This window comes from Nocardiopsis chromatogenes YIM 90109 (assembly GCF_000341185.1).
Taxonomy (GTDB): domain Bacteria; phylum Actinomycetota; class Actinomycetes; order Streptosporangiales; family Streptosporangiaceae; genus Nocardiopsis_A; species Nocardiopsis_A chromatogenes.
Genome location: NZ_ANBH01000114.1, coordinates 1 through 19,614, shown reverse-complemented (window position 1 = coordinate 19,614; position 19,614 = coordinate 1). Strand labels below are relative to the sequence as shown.

The 19,614-nt window shown below is 73.8% G+C and carries 19 protein-coding genes; 11 read left to right on the top strand and 8 right to left on the bottom strand.

Annotation, left to right across the window (positions count from 1 at the left end):
* The first annotated feature begins 75 nt into the window (after positions 1 to 75).
* Genes D476_RS0111535 through D476_RS0111525 form a run of 3 tightly spaced genes read left to right on the top strand, consistent with a single transcriptional unit; the run spans position 76 to position 3,175 of the window.
* A complete protein-coding gene (locus D476_RS0111535) occupies positions 76 to 1,443 on the top strand; it encodes a CitMHS family transporter (protein WP_017624106.1) in 1,368 nt (455 codons plus the stop codon).
* A gap of 26 nt (positions 1,444 to 1,469) precedes the next feature.
* Entirely contained in the window at positions 1,470 to 2,825 is a 1,356-nt protein-coding gene (locus D476_RS0111530; RefSeq protein WP_017624105.1) for an acyclic terpene utilization AtuA family protein, read from the top strand.
* Positions 2,825 to 3,175: an AtuA-related protein gene (locus D476_RS0111525; protein ID WP_017624104.1), complete on the top strand. Its 351-nt coding sequence runs from the start codon at positions 2,825 to 2,827 to the stop codon at positions 3,173 to 3,175. Before D476_RS0111530 ends, D476_RS0111525 begins: the two co-directional genes overlap by 1 nt.
* Positions 3,176 to 3,407: 232 nt before the next feature.
* Here the strand turns inward: D476_RS0111525 and D476_RS37405 are convergent, their stop codons facing one another.
* Positions 3,408 to 3,563, bottom strand: a complete 156-nt coding sequence (locus D476_RS37405) for a hypothetical protein (protein ID WP_017624103.1) — start codon at positions 3,561 to 3,563, stop codon at positions 3,408 to 3,410.
* Between the two features lie 101 nt (positions 3,564 to 3,664).
* Positions 3,665 to 4,084: a hypothetical protein gene (locus D476_RS0111515; RefSeq protein WP_017624102.1), complete on the bottom strand. Its 420-nt coding sequence runs from the start codon at positions 4,082 to 4,084 to the stop codon at positions 3,665 to 3,667.
* 451 nt (positions 4,085 to 4,535) lie between these two features.
* On the opposite strand from D476_RS0111515, the gene D476_RS33000 reads away from it, so the two are divergent.
* Both D476_RS33000 and D476_RS36275 read left to right on the top strand, forming a co-directional pair.
* A complete protein-coding gene (locus tag D476_RS33000; protein ID WP_040726079.1) occupies positions 4,536 to 5,339 on the top strand; it encodes a helix-turn-helix domain-containing protein in 804 nt (267 codons plus the stop codon).
* Entirely contained in the window at positions 5,336 to 5,524 is a 189-nt protein-coding gene (locus tag D476_RS36275; RefSeq protein ID WP_083939492.1) for a DUF397 domain-containing protein, read from the top strand. Before D476_RS33000 ends, D476_RS36275 begins: the two co-directional genes overlap by 4 nt.
* A 158-nt stretch (positions 5,525 to 5,682) precedes the next feature.
* Here D476_RS36275 and D476_RS0111505 read toward each other — a convergent pair whose 3' ends face one another.
* The gene (locus tag D476_RS0111505; RefSeq protein ID WP_017624100.1) at positions 5,683 to 6,000 is read right to left on the bottom strand and encodes a transcriptional regulator; all 318 of its coding nucleotides are present in this window, start codon (positions 5,998 to 6,000) and stop codon (positions 5,683 to 5,685) included.
* Complete coding sequence (locus tag D476_RS0111500) at positions 5,997 to 6,470, bottom strand: hypothetical protein (RefSeq protein WP_017624099.1); 474 nt, start codon at positions 6,468 to 6,470, stop codon at positions 5,997 to 5,999. The genes D476_RS0111505 and D476_RS0111500 overlap by 4 nt, the downstream gene beginning before the upstream one ends.
* Positions 6,471 to 7,184: 714 nt before the next feature.
* Between D476_RS0111500 and D476_RS0111495 the strand changes: the two genes are divergently transcribed.
* From D476_RS0111495 to D476_RS0111485, 3 genes are all read left to right on the top strand, one after another.
* Positions 7,185 to 8,030: a patatin-like phospholipase family protein gene (locus D476_RS0111495; RefSeq protein WP_017624098.1), complete on the top strand. Its 846-nt coding sequence runs from the start codon at positions 7,185 to 7,187 to the stop codon at positions 8,028 to 8,030.
* A gap of 96 nt (positions 8,031 to 8,126) precedes the next feature.
* Positions 8,127 to 9,407, top strand: coding sequence for an exodeoxyribonuclease VII large subunit (gene xseA / locus D476_RS0111490; protein ID WP_017624097.1), 1,281 nt, complete (start codon positions 8,127 to 8,129; stop codon positions 9,405 to 9,407).
* A gap of 5 nt (positions 9,408 to 9,412) precedes the next feature.
* Positions 9,413 to 9,727 carry an exodeoxyribonuclease VII small subunit gene (locus D476_RS0111485; protein ID WP_017624096.1) on the top strand — a complete coding sequence of 105 codons (315 nt, stop codon included), beginning with the start codon at positions 9,413 to 9,415 and terminating at the stop codon, positions 9,725 to 9,727.
* Between the two features lie 322 nt (positions 9,728 to 10,049).
* Here the strand turns inward: D476_RS0111485 and D476_RS0111480 are convergent, their stop codons facing one another.
* From D476_RS0111480 to D476_RS0111470, 3 genes are all read right to left on the bottom strand, one after another.
* Entirely contained in the window at positions 10,050 to 10,745 is a 696-nt protein-coding gene (locus D476_RS0111480; protein WP_017624095.1) for a class I SAM-dependent DNA methyltransferase, read from the bottom strand.
* 115 nt (positions 10,746 to 10,860) lie between these two features.
* Positions 10,861 to 11,241 carry a DUF6542 domain-containing protein gene (locus D476_RS40070; protein ID WP_239648680.1) on the bottom strand — a complete coding sequence of 127 codons (381 nt, stop codon included), beginning with the start codon at positions 11,239 to 11,241 and terminating at the stop codon, positions 10,861 to 10,863.
* A gap of 368 nt (positions 11,242 to 11,609) precedes the next feature.
* Positions 11,610 to 13,076, bottom strand: a complete 1,467-nt coding sequence (locus D476_RS0111470; RefSeq protein ID WP_017624093.1) for a DNA recombination protein RmuC — start codon at positions 13,074 to 13,076, stop codon at positions 11,610 to 11,612.
* A gap of 114 nt (positions 13,077 to 13,190) precedes the next feature.
* Between D476_RS0111470 and D476_RS32995 the strand changes: the two genes are divergently transcribed.
* On the top strand, positions 13,191 to 13,817 hold the full coding sequence (locus D476_RS32995) for an ABC transporter ATP-binding protein (protein ID WP_160167439.1): 627 nt from the start codon (positions 13,191 to 13,193) through the stop codon (positions 13,815 to 13,817).
* Complete coding sequence (locus tag D476_RS0111460) at positions 13,814 to 15,358, top strand: hypothetical protein (RefSeq protein ID WP_017624091.1); 1,545 nt, start codon at positions 13,814 to 13,816, stop codon at positions 15,356 to 15,358. The genes D476_RS32995 and D476_RS0111460 overlap by 4 nt, the downstream gene beginning before the upstream one ends.
* A 3-nt stretch (positions 15,359 to 15,361) precedes the next feature.
* On the opposite strand, the gene D476_RS0111455 is transcribed toward D476_RS0111460, so the two are convergent.
* Entirely contained in the window at positions 15,362 to 15,961 is a 600-nt protein-coding gene (locus D476_RS0111455; protein WP_017624090.1) for a TetR/AcrR family transcriptional regulator, read from the bottom strand.
* A gap of 191 nt (positions 15,962 to 16,152) precedes the next feature.
* Here D476_RS0111455 and D476_RS0111450 point away from each other — a divergent pair, with 191 nt between their 5' ends.
* Entirely contained in the window at positions 16,153 to 18,657 is a 2,505-nt protein-coding gene (locus D476_RS0111450) for a beta-glucosidase family protein (protein ID WP_017624089.1), read from the top strand.
* Positions 18,658 to 19,614: the final 957 nt, after the last annotated feature.

Sequence of the window (19,614 nt, the reverse complement as noted above, 5' to 3'; positions counted from 1 at the left end):
CCTCACCATGATCGGAAGTGATCGCCGTCACGCACCCGGGCGGCGCACGTCTCCCCCTGCCGAGGAGGCCCCGGCATGCTCACGGCCCTGGCGTTCGCGACGATCGCCGTCCTGCTCGTCCTCCTGCTGTCGAACCGCGTCAGCGCGGTCGTCGCGCTCATCTCCGTGCCCCTGGCCGCGGCCGCGCTCGCCGGATTCGGGCCCGGGGAGATCACCGGCTTCGTCTCCGCCGGCGTCGGCGGGGTCGTCGGAACGGTGGCGATGTTCGTCTTCGCCATCCTGTTCTTCGGCGTGATGCGCGACGCCGGGCTGTTCGACCCCGTCGTGGAGCGCGTCCTGCGCTTCGCCGGGCGCGACCCGGTCACCATCTCCGTCGCCACGGTCGTGCTGGCCATGGCCTGCCACCTCGACGGCGCCGGGGCGACGACCTTCCTCATCACGGTCCCCGCGATGCTCCCGCTCTACGAGGCGCTGGGCATGCGGCGCCTGCTGCTCGCGGCGCTGGCCGGGCTCGGCGCGGGCGTGATGAACCTCGTCCCGTGGGGTGGGCCCGCCGCCCGCGCCGCGACCACCGTGGGCACCGGGGCGAACGACCTGTGGACGCCCCTGGTCCCCGCCCAGGCCGTCGGGATCGTCGCGGCGATCGCCGTCGCCTACCTCCTGGGGCGCCGCGAGCGCAGGCGCCTGGCGGCGGCCACCGAGGCCACCGGGGCCACTGCGGCCACCGAGGCCACTGCGGCTACCGAGGCGACCGGCGCAGGACCGGTCGGCGCCGACGCGGGCGGCCCCCGGCACACCGCCTCCGAGCACGCCCGGCCCCGCCTGTTCTGGGTGAACGCCGCCGTCACGGCCGCGGTCGTCGGCGTGCTGATCTGGGGCGTGCTCTCGCCCGAGCTGGTGTTCATGATCGGCCTCGTGGCCGCGCTGGTGGTCAACTACCCGGGCATGCGCGCGCAGACCGAGCGCATCAACGCACACGCCCAGGGGGCGGTGCTCATGGCCTCCACACTCCTGGCGGCCGGGGTGTTCCTCGGTGTCATGGAGGAGAGCGGGATGATCGAGGCGATGGCCTCCTCGCTCACCGGGGCGGTCCCCCAGGCCGCGGGCCCGGCGCTGCCGCTCGTCGTCGGCGCCCTCGGCGTCCCGATGAGCCTGCTGTTCGGCCCCGACGCCTACTACTTCGCCGTGCTGCCGGTCCTCGACGCCGTGGGGGCGGGCTTCGGCGCGGACCCGGACGCGCTGGCGCGCGCGTCCCTGGTCGGGCAGGAGACGGTCGGGTTCCCGATCAGCCCGCTCACCGGGTCCTTCTTCCTGCTGACCGGCCTGGCGAGGGTGCCCATCGGCGCGCACATCCGCTTCCTGCTGCCCTGGGCATGGCTGGTCAGCCTGATCATGCTCGCCGCCGCCGTACTGACGGGCGCCGTGCCCGCCTGGACCGGCTGAGCGAACCACGCGATGGGGGGACGACGATGAACCGGATCCGGATCGGATGCGGCGCCGGCTTCGCCGGGGACCGCATCGCCCCGGCGGTCGACCTGGTCCGCGACGGGCGCCTGGACTACCTGGCACTGGAGTGCCTCGGGGAGCGGACGGTCGCGCTCGCCCAGGCGCGCCGCCTGCGCGACCCGTCCGCCGGAGCCGACCCGCTGCTGGCCAAGCGCATCCGGGCGCTGGCGGGGCCGCTCGCCGGAACGGGCGCGCGCCTGGTCACCAACGCCGGGGCGGCCGACCCCGAAGCCGCGGCGCGCCTCGTCGCCCGGGTCTCGGCGGAGGCGGGCGCTCCCATGGACGCCGCGGCCGTGGTGGGGGACGACGTCCTGGACCGGATCGACCTGGACCAGCCCGCATGGGAGGACGGCAGGCCGCTCGGCGAGCATGGGGAGATCGTGTCGGCGAACGCCTACGTCGGCGCCGACGCGCTGCTTCCCGCCCTGGAGACGGGGGCGCGCGCGGTGGTGTGCGGCAGGGCGGCCGACCCCTCCCTCTTCCTCGCGCCGATGATGCACGCCTTCGGCTGGGCCTCCGACGACTGGGACATCCTGGCGCGCGGCACCGCCGTCGGGCACCTCCTCGAATGCGCGGGGCAGCTCACCGGCGGGTACTTCGCCGACCCGCCCTACAAGACCGTCCCCGGCCTGGCCCGCCTCGGCTACCCGCTGGGGGAGGTCGCCCCCGACGGGAGCGCGGTGGTGACCAAGCTGCCCGGGGCCGGAGGGGTGGTGGACACCCGCACCGTCGCCGAGCAGCTCGCCTACGAGGTCACCGATCCCGCGGCCTACCTCACCCCGGACGTGGCGGCCGACTTCACCGCCGTGCGGGCCGACCGCGTCGGCCCCGACCGGGTGGAGGTGCGCGGCGCCGCCGGGCGGCCCCGGCCCGACGCCCTCAAGGTGAGCGTGGGGTACAGGGCGGGTTTCCGCGGCGAAGGCGAGATCGGATACGCGGGCCGGGGCGCGGTGCGGCGGGCCCGCCTGGCCGGGGAGGTCGTCCGGGAACGCCTGGGCGGGGCGGTGCGGGACCTGCGCATCGAGGTGGTCGGCGTGGACGCGATGCACGGCCCTCGGGAACGGGAGGGCGCCGAACCCTACGAATGCCGCCTGAGGGTCGCCGGGCGCTCCCAGGAGCGTGAGGCGGCGGAGGCGGTCGCCGAAGAGGTCGAAGCGCTGTACACCTCCGGGCCCGCGGGCGGCGGCGGTGTGCGGGTCCGCGTGGACGAGGTGGTGGGCGTGCTGTCCGCCGGAATCCCCCGTGACGCCGTGGAGACCGCGGTGGTGCGCGTGGCCGGGCGCGCGCCGGAGTCTCCGACCGAGGCGGAGGAGGGCTGATGGTTCGGCTCTACGAGATCGCCCACTCGCGCGCGGGCGACAAGGGGAACGTGACGACCCTTTCACTGATCCCCTACGAACCGGCCCTCTACCCGGTGCTGTGCGAGGCGGTGACCCCCGAGGAGGTCGGTCGGCACCTGGGGGAGCGCGTTGTGGGCGAGGTGGTGCGGCACCGCATGGACGGGGTGGGCGCACTGCTGTTCGTATGCCCGCGCGCGCCGGGGGACACGGTCACCGAATCCCTGCGCCTCGACGCGCACGGCAAGTCCATGAGTTCGGCGCTCCTGGAGATGGAGGTTCCGCTGGAGCGTGAGCACCCTTCTCCGTCGAGCGGGCGGTCCTCTCAGTGAGTGTGGCTTCCGGGTCAGGCACGTCGTAGGGGAGGGAAGACGGGGCCCGCGAACCGCTGGGCGGGGGCGGCGGATCTGCGGCGACGCCGGATGCAGGGGCGAGCCGGAGGACACGGAGACATCCGGCACCCTCGCCGTCCTTCGCCTCCACCGGCCGGGGCGCCCTGTCGCCGTGTACGACCTGACGGCCCGGGTGGTGAAGGCCCCGACGGGGGCCTTTCACATCGATCGGTCACTCCTGGAGGCCGAAGAAGCGGAGCAGGTGGCGGCTGGAACAGATGGTGTCGGGGAAGTACCGGCCGCTCTGGCCGCACTCCTCTGGGCCGTTCCCGGGACGGGCCGGGGTGCCGTGCCCCATCCCCGGGACCCGGTTGACCTGGACGGCCACCGTGCCGTTCCGAGAAAGGCGACCCCCGTCGCGCTGTCTGCGGCGGGGGTCGCGCTGTCCGGCTCCGTCCCTCCCCCTCGATTCAGGGGCGGAGCCGGAGGTCAGTCACCCGTCCATTCGGCCGCGCGGACGACCAGGTGGGCGGTCAGGGTCGCGGCCGTGGCTCCGCAGGCGGCACGCTTCTCACGCTCCACGACCGCCATGGCGACCAGGACGGCCGAGTCCGGAGCGCCCGGGCCGGTCGTGGGCGCCATGACGTGGCGCACGTGCGTGCAGTCGGCGGCGCCGTCGCGGTGATGAAGACCGACGATGAAGGTGCGCTCCCATCGGCGCAGCGCCGCCGCCGGGGGGATGCGGTGGATGTAGCGAACGCGGACGGCGCCGTCCATGTACTCGGCGGTGACTTCATAGGTGATGGACTTCCAGTCCTCCGCGACCACCGTCATGGCTGCGCCGTGGGCCTGGGCCACCTTCTCCAAAGCTGCCCAGGTGGCGACCTTCACGGGATTGAGGGCGTTCATCGCGCGCTCACCGCCTCACGCCGCCGCTGCTCAGCGTGGAGCACGTAGGGCCGCACGGCGCGTGCCCGGGACGACACGGGGCAAGCATCCGGAGCCGGGGCGTGCGGGAGAGGGGCGTAGGGGCGAGGGCGGGCCGCACCCCGCGAGCGCTCAGCCGGAATGGCCTGTAGTGGCGCGAGGTACGGCGGCCTAGGCGCATGGGCGGTGGCAAGGCAGTCGCTTCGACGTGGAACGCATCCGGCGCGGCGTTCACGCCCGCTTTGGGGTGGCAGGATGGACATGTCATCGACTCCCGACGTCGGTGGCCACGCCCCGGGGCCGTGCCAGCGGTCGCCGGGGCTCTCGCTATCTACTGTCCTGCGAGAGTCGATGACCTGCCAGGAAAGCTACATTCTCGGAACTGTCCCGAGTATTCGTAGACGTCTGTAGTCGTTTGCTCGATGCTTGTGGCATGTCTGAGACCCCTTCCCCCCGTTGGGCGCGGTTCGGTTCGGAAGCGCGCCGGCTCCGGACAGAAAAGCGCTGGTCACAAGGTGAGCTGGGTAAAGCGGTAGCCGTCTCGAAAGCGATGGTCAGCGGAATCGAGCGCGGGACCCGTAGCCCTCGCAAGGAACACGCGGAAGCCCTCGACTCCGTGCTGGAAGCCAATGGCGCGCTGGTCCGGCTGTGGTCCGAGTTGGCCGACAGTCGCGACGTTCCCGAGTGGTTCCGCGACCACCTGATGCTTGAGCGCAGGGCGTCCGAGATCCGGCACTATCAGCCGCTGCTCATCCCCGGCCTTCTGCAGACCGGGGACTACGCGCGCTCTCTGATCCGGGCACGACGCGTACACGCGGACGGGAACAGCGTGGAACACATGGTTCGCGCACGCACGGAGCGGCTACAGGCCCTCGCGGACCCACATCCCCTGCTCTGGTTCGTCATGGACGAGGTGGTGATATCCCGTGTCATCGGTGATGAGAAGATCATGGGAGGACAGCTAGACCACCTGGTGTCCCTCGCGGACCCCGGAGCGGTCCGCATCCAGGTGATCCCGACGACGCAGGACCATCCGGGGCTGTGCGCACCGTTCCGCCTGCTCACGCTCTCATCCGCGCAGACGGTCCTGTACGCGGAACACATGATGGGCGGTGAGACCGTAGACACGGCGGACCGTGTAGGCGAGGCCATGACGCTGTTCGGCCAGTTGCAAGCGGAAGCCCTTCCCCCTAGGGCTTCCCTGGAACGCATTCGAGAGGTACGGGAGTCGCTGTGAACCGGGAATGGCGCAAATCAACCTACTCCGACGGGAGCGGCGGTGAATGCGTGGAGGCACGAACACCGGACAACGGTAGAACGGTGGACGTGCGAGACACTCAGAATCGCGCTCTCGGGCACGTCACTGTCTCAGCGACCGCGTGGGCCGCTCTCCTCGCAGAGGTGAAGGCCGACGACCTGTAGAACCACCTGAGTGCGAACGAAGCCCTGGACGGTATCGTCTGGGCTTCGTTCGTGGGAATCTCACGTCCCTGGCTCGACACTTGAGGGAAGGTGCCAGTCCCCAGGGGGACATGGTGCGGGAGGGGCGGTTCTCGGTCGGCCCTCGGCCGACGCCTCGGTCAGCCTTCGACGATCGCCCGCAGTGCGGCGACGTGGGCCTCGTAGGCGGCGCGCCCCTCCTTCGTGAGCGACAGCCAGACCCGCTGCCTGTGGTCGCGCGTGGCGCGGTTCTGGTGGACGTACCCTTCGCCGACCAGGGTGCTCACCTGCTTGCTCAGGACCGATGCGCTGATCTGGAGCTTGTCCTGCACGGTCGCGAACTCCACCTGCCCGCCGGAGCCCGCGGCGTAGAGCGCGGCGCAGATCTTGAGCCGGTTCGGGGCGTGGATGGTCGGGTTGAAGCCGTCGGCCGCGGTGGATGCGGGGTCGGTCGTCACTGGGAATCGCTCTGCTTGTAGTAGGGGCTGGTGCGGCGGTGGTAGGGGCCGAACGCGGCGATGACGACGCCGATCGCGGCGGAGAGCCCGACCCAGAGCCAGTTGGAGTCGATGACGAAGCTCGCCGCGAGGGCGGCGACGGTGAGCACTCCGCACGGGACGAAGACCGGCCAGGTCTCCTTCCAGGTGAGCCAGCGCAGCACCCCCATCTGCTTGACGCCGTAGTGGGCGATGAGGAGGACGGCGGCGAGGAAGGCCGCGATTCCGGCGAACGTGGCCCCGATGCCGAGCGGGGTGTCGGGGAGGACGGTGATCAGGCCGTAGGGGGCGACGACGGCTCCGAGGGCCGGGAAGTACCAGGCGGGCACCTTGACACCGGCGACATCGGTCGTGAGCTTCTCGGTCTCCCGCAGCGCGGCCGCGGCCTCTTCGGGGGAGGGGTGGCCGTTCGGGGGGTTCTGAGTTTCCATGTCGGAAAGTGAACCACTGACTTTCCACATCGTCAAGTGAGGAATCGGAGAAGGCGGCGAGGGGGTGGGCGGCCCTCCTCGCCGCGCTGCCGACCGCGCGGTGTGTGCGTGGACACCGAGGACGGCGGCGACGCGAACGGTCGGTACTCCGCTCGCGGGCGACGGGGAGGAGGGCCGGAGGCCATTCCCGCAACGCCGTCGGCCGTGCGGCGTGTTCGTGGTCGCCGTGATGGGCGGCGAGGGTCGGGGCGGGGCGGTTCCCCTGCCCCGCCTGCCGTCCGGCGGATCCCGGGGCATCCTGCGCGGTGGAATCGACACCATTTGGGCGATCAGGTGGCGATTTCGCCACCCAGGATCACCGACCTCCGCTCAATACGCCTGTTCTGTCCGGAGCGCGGCCTTCCCTGAGATCAACGCGGAGCGGCCCGGGGCTCTAGGCCGACCCGTGTCGCCGCCCCGCCGGTGCCCACGTACACGCCGGGCGGCCGACAGCGTCGGCGTAAGAGCTGCTGTCCAGCGACGTCGCTGCCCTGATCTCCTCGCCCCCGACGGCCCGCCGCCCGGCCGGGGCCCGTGGGCGGGGCACCTGCTCAGCCGTCGCCGCCCTGGTCCCCGCACCCCCGCGGGTGTGGTCCGCGCCACCGACCGGCATATTCTGGCCCCTGGACAGCTCTTTCGGCCCGGCCCGCCGGGCGGAGAACGAGGAGGCTCGGCATGCGCAAGGCCCTTGTGCTCGGCGGCGGAGGCATCACCGGGATCGCCTGGGAGATCGGCGTCCTGTCCTGGCTCCAGGAGGCCGGGCTGGACCTCACGGGCGCCGACCTCGTCGTCGGCACCTCCGCCGGGTCGGTGGTCGGCGCGCAGATCACCTCCGGCATGCCGCTCACCAAGCTCTACGAACGCCAGCTCGCGCCCCCGGACGGGGAGGTGGCCGCCCACCTGTCCCGTGCGGGCCTGCTCCGCCTCGCCTCGGCGTACCTGGCCGAACGCGATCCCGACCGGGCGCGGGCCCGCATCGGCCGCGCCGCCCACCGCAGCGCGATCCGCCGCCCGAACGCCTCCGTCGCCGAGCGCCGCGCCGTCATCGCGGGCCGCCTGGTCTCCCACGACTGGCCCGACACCGACCTGCGCGTCACCGCCGTCGACGTCCGTACCGGACGCCGCAAGGTGTTCGACCGGCACAGCGGGGCGCCCATCGTCGACGCGGTCGCCGCCAGCTGCGCGGTGCCGGGCGTGTGGCCTCCGGTGCCCGTCAACGGCTCGGTCTACATGGACGGCGGGGTGTACTCGACGGCCAACGCCGACCTCGCCGCCGGGTACGACCGCGTGGTCGTCCTCGCCCCCATCGCGCACGGGGTCGGACCGCTGCCCGGCCCCGCCGCCCAGCTCTCCGACCTGCCCGGCGCCCCCGGGACGGTGCTGGTCACGCCGGACAAGGAGGCGGTGGCGGCGTTCGGCGGCAATGTGCTGGACCCGAAGTTCCGCGCGCCGGCGGCGCGGGCGGGCCGGACCCAGGCGCCGGACGTCCTGCGCGTGGTCGGCGAGGTATGGGACGGCTGACGGCCCGCGACATCGTGTGACGCTCCGGCGACGCCCTGGGGCCGCCCCGGCTCGCCGCGAAGGGAACCGTCGCTGGGCTCCTCTAGGCTCTGACCCATGGGTATGGAGAGCTCCGCCGAGTCCCCGCAGCCGGTGCGCGTCGTAATGCAGGCGGTCGGCGGGTGGATCGGGCGCCTCGGCCGCATCTGGGTCGAGGGGCAGATCGCCGAGCTGAACCGCCGCGGCGGCACCGCCTTCATCACCCTGCGCGACCCGGTCGCCAACGTGTCGGCGCGCGTGGTGTGTCCCCTGCGGGTGCTGCAGGCCACCACCCCGGTGCCGGAGCCGGGCGCGCGGGTGGTCGTCCACGCCAAGCCCGACTTCTACGTGGCGCGCGGGACGTTCTCCCTGCTGGCGCTGGAGATCCGGCACGTGGGTCTGGGCGAGCTGCTCGCCCGGCTGGAGCAGCTCCGCAAGACCCTGGCCGCCGAGGGCGTCTTCGACGCGGCGCGCAAGCGCCCGCTGCCGTTCCTGCCGGGAACGGTGGGGCTGATCTGCGGGCGCGACTCGGCCGCCGAGCGCGATGTGCTGGAGAACGGGCGCCGCCGCTGGCCCGCGGTCCGGTTCGAGGTGCGCGAGGTGGCGGTGCAGGGCGACCGCGCGGTGGGCGAGGTGACCGAGGCGCTGAAGGAGCTGGACGGGCAACCCGGCGTCGACGTCATCGTCATCGCGCGGGGCGGAGGGAGTCTGGAGGACCTGCTGCCGTTCTCCGACGAGGCGATGGTGCGCGCGGTCGCGGCGGCGGGCACGCCCGTCGTGAGCGCGATCGGGCACGAGCAGGACACACCGCTGCTGGACTTCGTGGCGGACGTACGGGCGTCGACCCCGACCGACGCGGCGAAGAAGACCATTCCGGACGTGGGGGAGCAGCTGGAGCTCATCCGGGGGCTGCGCCACCGCGCGCGCCGGGTGATCGAAGGCGGCCTCGCGCGGGAGACGGCGTGGCTGGAGGGCATGCGCTCCCGGCCGGTGCTGGCCAACCCGGTGCAGGAGATGGACCGGCTGACCGAGCAGGTGATGGGGCTGCGGGACCGCGCGCGCAGGTGCGTGACGGTGTCGCTGGACCGGGCGGGCGACGACCTGAAGCACACGAGGGCGCGGTTGCACGCGCTGTCGCCCGCGACGACGCTGGCACGCGGCTATGCGATCGTGCAGGGGCCGGACGGGGGAGTGGTCCGCTCGGCCGATGAGGTGTCCAAGGGCGATGAACTGCGGCTGCGGTTCGCCGAGGACAGCTTGAAGGCCACTGCGGGCGACAAGGCGGATGACGCGGACGACACGGACAGCGCGGGCGGGGCAGACCGTGCGGACGGCGCAGACGAGACCGGGGACGAGTGAGGGAAATGGCGAAGAAGAGCAGCACCGCCGAGGCCGCTGAGGCGGAGAACGCGCAGAACTCGCAGCAGACGGGGACGGACGAGGAGCCGGAGCTCAGCTACGAGGAGGCCCGCGAGGAGCTGGACTCGGTCGTCCGCCGGTTGGAGTCGGGGGGATTGACCCTCAAGGAGTCGCTGTCCCTGTGGGAGCGCGGCGAGCAGCTGGCGAAGACGTGCGAACAGTGGCTTGAGGGCGCACGGGCGAAACTGGCGGTGGCCATGGAGGAGAACGCGCCCGAAGGTAACGGGAACGGGAACGGCGAGTCGGACACGCCGTTCTAGACTCGGCCCGAGGACAACTTGAGAGTGGTATCGGGGCGGAATGAGGTCAGAGGCTTTCCGCGTTCGGTCTCATATGCATAACGGGCGTCGTCGCCCCAGGTGAGGAAGTGTGCGCCCCGCAAGCGCGGGGATGGCCCGTCGCGAGCTAGCCGGTCGGGTCGCGGCGTGTAGGTGTTCCCCACGGCGCGGGGATGGGACCATCGCATCGCCAAAGCTGTGGCCCGGATCCTGGGGCACCCCGCGTCACGCAGGGCGCCCTCGCCTCCCTCCTCAGGACCCCGCAGGTCGGCTGCGGAAGCCCCGCGCGCGGGGCTCTACCGTCCTACTTCTGCCAGGCGTACACCGCCGACACCGGGGTGCTCCGGAACTTGGCCCACTTCGGCTTCAACTCCACCCACCGGTCGTCCACGACGCCCTCGTGCATCTCCCTGAGCTGCCAACCCGCGGCCACCGCCGCCTTCACGTGGTCGCTCACCAAGTGCAGGTGCGTCGCGATCGTGAACGACCGCCCCCGCTTGTCCGTGTAGTGGGTCGGCATCCCCGTCGTGATCATGAACTGCGGGTGGAACGTCACCATCACCAGCCACCCGCCCGGCCGGGCCAGACGCGCCGCCTCCTCGTACAGCGGCCCCACGTCCGGCAGGTGCTCGTCGATCAGGGACGAGATGACCAGGTCATAGGCCCCACCCTCGAACCCGCTGTCGGTCGCGTCGCCCACGCGGAGGCTCTCGTGAGCCCCCTTCTCCTCCGCGATCGCCAGCATCTCCGGGGTCAGGTCCACCCCGTCGACGCCCCGCGCCCCCTTCTCGCGCAGCCAGGCGCCGGTCCTGCCGGTCCCGCAGCCCAGGTCGGCCGCGCGCCGCACCGACGCCCACTCGGGGCCGCTCAGCCGCTCCAACAGGTCGATGTCCATCAGGTCCTCGACCGTGCCCTCGTACGTCTGCGCCCAGGCGCCGTAGCCGCTGGCGACGTCGACGGTCGGGTACCCACGGGTGTCGAAATCGGAGAACGGGATCATGCCGGGCAGTCTGCCAGCGACGCGCCGATGGCCGACACCGGTTTTCCGTGACTGCCCGCGGCGACCTCCCGGCGCCCTTCTGACGCCCCGCCGCCGTGTGCCTCAGCCGTGCGCCTCAGCTGCGGGGGCGGCGCCCGTTGAGCTCGTCGCTGAAGTCCCGCACGTTGGAGGGGAGCCCGCGGAACACCGCGATGATCAGGACAAGCGCGGTGCCGAGGAACAGCCACGGCGCGATGTCGGCGAGCCGCGTGCCCATGCCGAGCGCCAGCGCGCGCACGAAGCCGGTGCTGCCCAGCGTCAGCACGCACTCGGCCGCCACCGCCGCCGTGAAGTAGGCCAGCGGCGGGCTCACGGTCAGCCCCAGTAGGTCCGACGGCCGCACCAGCAGCGCCGCCACGACGCAGGCCGCCACGAACGCCGCCCCGTTGAGGAACCCCCACCCGGTGGCCTCGGCGGTCAGCGCGGCCGACAGGCTCGCCGCCATGATCACCAGCACGCCGCCGCGCCCGGTCAGCCGGATCCCGGCGACACCGGCCGCGGCCGCCTCGCCGCCCGCCTGCGGCTTCCGTGTCCTCTGCGGTGCCTTTCGGGCCGCCGCCTCCTGACGTCCCTGCCTCCCCTGCCGACCCTTGTGCTGCGGCGCCTCCCGGGGCCGCTTGCGGGGCCCCTTGGCGCGGGACGGTGCCCTCGCCTTCCCGCTCTTCGGCGTGGATGTCGTCCCGGAGTCCGACCGTGCGGCGGCCGGGTCGGTGCTTCCGCGCCGGCGGGGCGGCGGAGGCACGAAGAAGGGGGCCCGAGGGTCCTCAGGCGTCTCCGTGTTCCGCGTGGCCATGCCCGCACGCTCCCTTGTATGACTCACAGTGTTCAGTGTGTCACCCGTGGTGAATAATCGTGCTCTTTCCCGGGGGCCGTGTCGGCCGCGTCTTCCGGATCCGGTGGGGCGAAGGCGCCGCCGTACAGTTCGGCGCGGGCCGACTCCGCGCCGTTTTCCGTTTCCTCCTCCCCGTTTCCGGGCAGCGCAACCTCCGGTTCCGGGTGCGGCGGATCGGCCGTCCCGGCGCTCGGCCCGTCGGGCGGCCCACCGTTCGACCCGGCCGCCGGATCCCCTGCGAGTTCGGCCGTCAGCTCGGCCGACGCCAGCGGCCGCGCCTGGTCCTCGACCCCGCGCGGGGCCTCCAGCTCCTCCTCCACCAGCCCCAGCCGCTCGAACCGGCGCGCCGTCACCAGCACCCGGCTCTCCAGCGACCCCACCGTCTGGTTGTACGAGGCCACCGCCCGGGACAGCGCGCGCCCCAGCCCGTCCACGTGGCCGCCCAGCTTCGCCAGGCGCGCGTGCAGCTGCTTGCCGAGCTCGAACACCTCGCGCGCGTTCTCGCTCAACGCTTCCTGCTGCCACGCGTACTGCGCCGTCCGCAGCAGCGACACCAGCGTCGTCGGCGTCGCGATGTGCACCCTGCGCCCCATCGCGTACTCCAGCAGCCCCGGATCCTCCCCCAAGGCGGGCGCCAGGAACGCCTCTCCGGGGATGAACAGCACCACGAACTCAGGGGCCGGGTCGAACGCCCTCCAGTACGCCTTCCCGGAGAGCTGGTCGACGTGCGCCCTCAGGTGGCGGGCGTGGGCGCGCAGCCGCTCGGCCCGCACGTCCTCCTCGTCGGTCTCGGCCGCCTCCAGGTACGCCGCCAGGGACACCTTCGAGTCCACGACGATGTTCTTGCCCCCGGCCAGCCGCACCACCATGTCCGGCCGCTGCACCCCGTCGTCGGTGCGCACGCTCGCCTGCTCCTCGAAGTCGCAGTACGAGCTCATCCCGGCCATCTCGGCCACGCGCCGGAGCTGCATCTCGCCCCAGCGCCCGCGCGCCTCCGGGCGCCGGAGGGCGGTCACCAGCGCGCGCGTCTGGTCGCGCAGCCGGTCCGACCCCTCCCTGACGTACTCGACCTGCTTGGCCAGCTCGGCGTGGGCCGCCCTGCGTCCGGCGTCGGCCTCGCGCAGCTGTCCCTCCACCTTGGAGAGCGCCTGCTGCAGCGGTTCGACCAGCCGCTCCACGGCCTGCCGCCGCTGCTCCATGTCCTGGCCCGCCTCGGCCCCCACCGCCCTGAGGCGCCCCTCCGCCAGCTCCAGGAAGCGCTGGTTGGTGTCGTCGAGCGCCTGCGCCGAGAGTGCGCGGAACTTGTCGGCGAGCTGCTCCTCGATGTAGGCGGCGCGCTCCTCGGCGGCCCGCGCGCGGGCGTGGGACTCGGCGGTGCGGCTGCGCGCCAGCATCCACCCCAGGGCCGCCCCGATGGCGAGCCCCACCAGAAGCACCAGGATCATCTCAAGGCCGTTCATGGCGGCCTATGTTCTCAATCCTCGGCGTCCGGGGCCTTTCCGCCACGCGCGGGACGCGTCAGGACATCGACCGGGATGCGGCCTCCGCTGCCGGGCCCTGGCATGCTCAGGACCGTGGATCCGGTACTCACAGCGGACGGCGTCGTGCAGCGCTACGGCGGGCGGCGCGTCCTCGGCCCCGTCGACCTGCGCCTGGAGGCGGGCGGGGGACTCGCCGTGCGCGGCGCCAACGGTGCGGGCAAGTCGACGCTCGTGCGCGTGGTCGCGGGGCGCGAGGCTCCCGCCGAAGGCGAGGTGCGGGTGTGCGGGCGGCCTCCGCGCGAGGCGGACCTGGGGTTCCGGCGGGACGTGTTCGTCCTGGACGAGGCGGTCTTCTACCCCGACCTGACGGTCCGCGAGCACCTGGAGCTGGCCGCCATCGGCCACGGCGCCGGGCGCGGGGCCGCGGACCTGGTCGGCCGGGCCGTCGAACGCTGCCGCCTCGCCGGGCACGCCGACATGGCGCCCGGGCGCCTGTCCAAAGGGCTGCAGCAGCTCATGATGCTCGCCGGGCTCCTGGTCCGGCCGCCCGCCCGGCTGGCCGTCCTCGACGAGCCCGAGCGCCACCTCGACGGGGACGCCCGCGACCTGCTGGCCGTCCTCGTGGAGGAGGCGCGCGAGCAGGGGACGGCCGTCCTCCTGGCCACGCACAACGACGCCCTCGCCGAGCGGGTCTGCGACGCGCGGACGGACCTGTCGTGATTCCGGCTCCGCACCCGGCCCCGTCTCCGCCCCCGGTAGCCGCCGTCGAGGCCGTCCGGCACCTGCGCCGGGCACGCCGGGCCGCCCGGGGCCGCTCGGCCGAGAGCAGGGCCACCAGCGTCTACATCGCCGTCTTCACCGCCCTCATGGCGGGGATGTCGTTCCTGTCCTGGCTGGACTCGGCCCTGGCCGCCCCCGAACCGCCCGCGTGGGCCGGGCGCGTCGCTCCCGTGCTCCCGGAGCTGGTCGCACTCGCGGTGCTCGCGGTGGTGTGGCTGTCCGTCCGCGACGCCCTGGTCCGCGGGCCGATCGCGGTCGAGCGCCCCATGGTCGACTGGCTCCTGGTGCTCCCCGTCCCGCGCCGTCCCCTGCTGCGGCCGCTGCTGCTGCGCGCCTACGCCGTCCGGGGTGCGGCGGGCGGGCTGTCCGGGCTGGCCGCCGCCGCGGTGATCGGGTCGGTCGCCCTCGTCCCCGCGATCCTGGCCGGAGGCCTGGTGGGGGTGGGCAGCGCCGCGGTCGGCGCCGCCGTCGTCCGCTTCCCGGAGGGCACCCGGGTGCTCGCCTGGCTGACCCCCTTCGCCCTGGCCGCCAGCGCCCTCCTGTTCGCCTCCGCGCTCGGCCTCTGGGACGCCCCGGCGGCAGCGCTGTCGGCCCTGGCCGCCAGCGGCCCATGGGGCGTGCTCGGCTTGGCGGCGGCCGTGGTCGCCGCAGCGGCCGTGGCGGCCGAGCGCCCGATCGGCGGCATCCCCGCCGACGCCCTGCGCTCGCGGGCCGACATGCACGCCGCACTCCGCTACGGGGTATGGCTCAACGAGCCGACCTGGGGCCACGACATGCTGCGGGAAGGGCCGGGCCGCGCCCCCTCCACCCGGCTGCGCCTGCCCCCGCCGTCCCGGCCCGGAGCCCTGGTGTTCTGGCGTGACGCGACCGGGCTGCTGCGGAACCCGGCGGCGCCGGTCCGCTCGGCGGTCACCGCCGCCCTGGCGGCCGTCGCGGTCGCGGCGGGGGCCGGGGCGGACCCCGCGATCCGAGCGGGAGCGGCGGTGGCGGCCGCGCTGCTGCTGTACGCCGCCGCGCGGCCTCTGCTCGTCGGGGCCGACTACACCGCCGCGGTTCCGCAGCGCCTTCTCCTGCTGCCGCACCGGCCCCCGGTGGCGGTGCTGCTGCACGGGGGCGTCCCGCTCGCCGTGCTGCTCCTGGCGGCCGCGCCCGGCGTGGCGGCGGCGCTCCTGCTGGTCGGCCCGCCGGGCCTGGTCCTGGCGGCGCTGCTGCCCGCCGTGGTGGCCGGAGCGTTGGGCGGGACCTTCCGCGGCCGCCTCCCGGCCCACCTGTGGACGGGCTACGAGTCGCCGATGGGCAACACCGCCCCGTTCCAGGTGCTCATGTGGCACCTGCAGGGGCCTGCGGCCATCGTGCTCGCCGCCGCCCCGCCTCTGTCCGGGCTCCTGTCCGGGCCCGTGGCGGCGGCCTGGGGGGTGGCGTCGACCGCCCTGCTCGTGGCCTGGGCCGCCCGGAAGGGGAAGGTGTTCGCGGGCCGGTGAGCCTCAGGCCCCGCCGTCGCCCTCGGCGGGGGACTGCAGCACATCGGCCAGGGTGCTCACGAGCCGGGGCATGTCCACCGCCTCCGGGTCGTGCAGCCACTGCGTCTGCAGCCCGTCCATCGCGGCGATGAGCAGGGCCGCCGCGTCGCCGGGGGCGACCCCTGACGGCAGGCGGTCGCCGTGCCGGTCGCGCAGCCACGTCTCCAGGTCCGTGCGCAGCCGGTCGAACCGGTCGTGGAAGAACTCCTGCGCCGGGTGCCCCTCGGTGACGGACTCGGCGCTGAGCACCGTGTACACCTGCACGATGCCGCGCCGCTCGACGTTGCGGCGCACGATCTCCAGCAGGTCGACGCCTTCGTCCTGCGCCGCGGCGGCCGCGTCCTCCTCGTCGCGCCGGTTGAGCAGCGCCACCAGCAGCGACTGCTTGCTGGGGAAGTAGTGCAGCAGCCCCTGCTGGGTCAGCCCCGCCCGCTCGGCGACCTTGGCCAGCGACGTGCCGTTGTAGCCCCCGGCCGCGAACTCGTCCAGAGCGGCGTCCAGGATCGCGTCCCGCCGTCCGCCCGGCGCGTAGCCGGGGCGCCGCCGTTCCCGCCCTGTTCCCATGCCCGTGGTCCTCTCCGTCGCGCCTGCCGACCGCCGCTGCCCGCCGCTGACCGCCGCGGTGCCGCGAGGTTACCCCGGCGAAGGGTCTGGTGCGCGCCGGGGGCGCGGCCTACACTCGGCACCGTATCCTTCTACCGAGTACTCGGTAGGTGAACTGGGTCACGTCCGGGCCGAGACCGAAAGGGGCCGCCATGCCCGCACCCGAACCCGCCGGAGCCGAAGAGCGAGAAGCCCAGCAGCGGCGGGCGCGCCGCGTCGACGAGGCGCTCTCCCGGCTCGACCTGGAGGGCAAGGTCCGCCTGCTCTCCGGCGCCTCCGTCTGGGCGATCGCCCCCGCCCCCGAGATCGGCCTGGGCCGCCTGGTCATGTCCGACGGCCCGGTCGGCGTGCGCGGCGAGCGGTGGACGCCCGACGACCCCTCAGTCCAGCTCCCCAGCCCGACCGCGATCGCCGCCACCTGGGACCCCCACCTGGTGCGGCGCGCCGGGCACCTGCTCGCCCAGGAGGCCCGCCGCAAGGGCGTGCACGTCCTCCTCGCCCCCACCGTCAACATGCACCGCAGCCCGCTCGGCGGGCGCCACTTCGAGTGCTACTCCGAGGACCCCCGCCTGACCGGGGCGATCGGCGCCGCCTACGTGCGGGGCGTGCAGGAGGGCGGTGTCGGCACCACCGTCAAGCACTTCGTCGCCAACGACGCCGAGACCGACCGCTTCACCGTCGACAACCGTGTCGGGGAGCGCGCGCTCCGCGAGACCTACCTGGCGCCCTTCGAGCACATCGTCGCCGACGCCCGCCCCTGGGGCGTGATGGCCGCCTACAACAAGGTCAACGGCACGACCATGACCGAGCACCAGCAGCTCAACGCGGTTCTGCGGGACGAGTTCGGCTTCGACGGGTTCATCGTGTCGGACTGGACCGCCGCCCGGGACACCGTGGGCGACGCCCTCGCCGGGCTCGACGCCGCGATGCCGGGCCCCGACACGGTCTACGGCGCGAAGCTGGTCGCCGCCGTCCAAGAGGGGCGCGTTCCCGAGGCCGCCGTCGACGCCATGGCGCGGCGGATGCTCCTGCTCGCCGCGCGCGTGGGGCTGCTCGACGGCGCCGACCCCGTCGTGCCGGAGGAGGAGCTGCCCGAGCCCCTGGACGGGCGCGCCGTTGCCCGCGAGGTGGCCGCGCGCTCCTTCGTCCTCCTCCGCAACGAGAACCGCGCCCTTCCCCTCGACGTGGGCGAGGGCGGGAGCATCCGCAAGGTGGCGCTGATCGGGCTCGCCGCGTCCGAAGCGCGCACCAGCGGCGGCGGAAGCGCCACCGTCTTCGCCGAGCGGACCGTCACGCCCTTGGAAGGGCTGCGCGACGCCCTCCCCGAGGGCGTGGAGCTGAGCTACAGCGTCGGTGCCGACCCGAGGGCGTACCACCCGCCCCTTCCCGGGCCGCTGACCGCCGCCTTCTACGACACCGACGGCGTGCGGGTCGCGTCCGAACCCCTCGCCGACGGCACTGTGCGCTGGATCGGCGAACTCCCCGAAGGCGTCGTTCCGGGCACGCTGTCCAAGGTCGTCACCTCAGGGACGTTCACCCCCGCCTCCTCAGGGACGCACACCTTCGCCATCGCGGGCATCGGCCGATTCGTCCTCACCGTCGGCGGCCAGACGCTCTTCGACGGGACGATCGAGCTTGAGGGCGACGACCCCGCGACCGCCTTCCTGCATCCGCCCCAGAGGGAGGCCGCCGCCGAACTCGCCGAAGGCGAGCCGGTCCATGTGGAACTCACCCTGCACACCACCGGCCAGGCGCTGGGCGACTTCGCCTTCGTCGGGTTCAGCCTCAACCACGGCGCCCCGATGGCCGACGACGACACCCTGATCGCCGAGGCGGTCGCCGCGGCGGCCGACGCCGACATCGCCGTCGTCATCGCCGCGACCACCGAGGACGTGGAGTCCGAGGGCTTCGACCGCACCACCCTGGCGCTCCCCGGACGCCAGGACGAGCTCATGGCGCGCGTCGCCGAGGCCGCCCCGCGCACGGTGGCCGTGGTCAACGCGGGCTCTCCGGTGCTCATGCCGTGGCGCGAGGACGTCGACGCGGTGCTGCTCACCTGGTTCGGCGGGCAGGAGCTGGGGGCGGCCCTGGCCGACGTGCTGCTGGGCGGGCAGGAGCCCGGCGGGCGCCTGCCCACCACCTGGCCCGCCGAGGAGAAGGACGTGCCGGTGTGGGACGTCGTGCCGACCGACGGGCGCCTGGACTACGACGAGGGCGTGTTCATCGGCTACCGGGCCTGGGAACGCGCGGAGGCCTCCCCCGCATTCTGGTTCGGGCACGGGCTGACCTACACGGACTGGTCCTACGACGACGCCGAGGTCGAGGCGGTGGGGGACGGCGGGCCGGACCTGGCCCGGGTGCGCGTGCGGGTGACCAACGCGGGCGAGCGCACGGGGCGCGAGGTCGTCCAGGTGTACCTGGCCCCGCACCGGCCGGGGGACCGCCCGGCCCGCTGGCTGGCAGGGTTCGCGACGGTGCAGGCGGGGCCGGGGGAGACGGCCGAGGCGCTGCTGACCCTTCCCAAGCGCGCGGCACAGACGTGGGACGAGGACGCCCACGCGTGGCGCCTGGTCCCGGGGTCCTACGACGTCCTCGTGGGCCGCTCCTACGCCGACACGCGGCTGTCCGCGACGGTCGAGACGGAGGCGATCGCGTAAGTGGGGCCCGGGAGGCGGCTGGGCCGCCGATACCGGTCCGGTGTCCGGTCCGTTCCGGTTTCCCGGCGGTCGGGGCGCCTCCCGCACCTCTCTGACGCCCGGGGCGGCCCCGGGGGCGGTGCGGGCATGCGTTCAACGCGCCCCCCGAACGGGATCCGGCTCCCCGAAGGCCCCCTGGCGGTACGCCAGGGCCGTTTGCCGGGCCCGGTGTCTCCGCGTGTAGCCGATATCGGTCCAGTGCAGGGGCGCCGGCGCCCGGCGGGGGTGACCCGGGGGCGCCCGCCCCTACCCCCGATCGGAATGCTCAGACTGGGCGAGCGTTTCGCTTCCAGATCGTGTTCTGGAAGCGTCGGCGTCGGCACCGGGGCGTCGCGGAGGGCGCATCCCGCCTCCGGCCGTACCTCAAACGGAGTATTCGCCCAGGTCATAACCCTTTCGGGGGTCGTGGTGCGGGCCTGGGAGCGGCGTCCGCTGAAGTGGTGGGACTTACGGTGGCCGCGGCCGCCCATGACGGTCGGTCCTCGGCCGCCCGCCGCCAGGCGGGGCGCCGCTCACGGCACCGGCACCGAGGCGGGCCGCCCTAAGGGCCGTGGCGCTCGCGCCAGCCTGGTCGGACGGAAGTTCCGCGGACACCATCGCCTGAGGCTGCTGCGGGCGCCGAAGACCGCGCCCTCCCCTGAGCCGCACAGCCCTCCCGGACTGAGAAGGGCCCACCGAGCGGCGGACAGGGCCGGGGAACCGCCCCGCTCGGGCCGTCGCGGCCGAGCACAGTGGCCGCCCGCACGTCTGCCGCTCGACAGCCCCACCGTCAGGGGTGCCTACCTCCGCCGTCGGCCGGCAGACGTGTCGCGCACGACACGAAAGGCGGCCGTGCTGCTACGACGACTCGCGCACATGCAACTCCGGGGTCCACAGGCGGAGCAGCCGGTCCGCCCCCTCCTCGCCCGCGATGAGGGC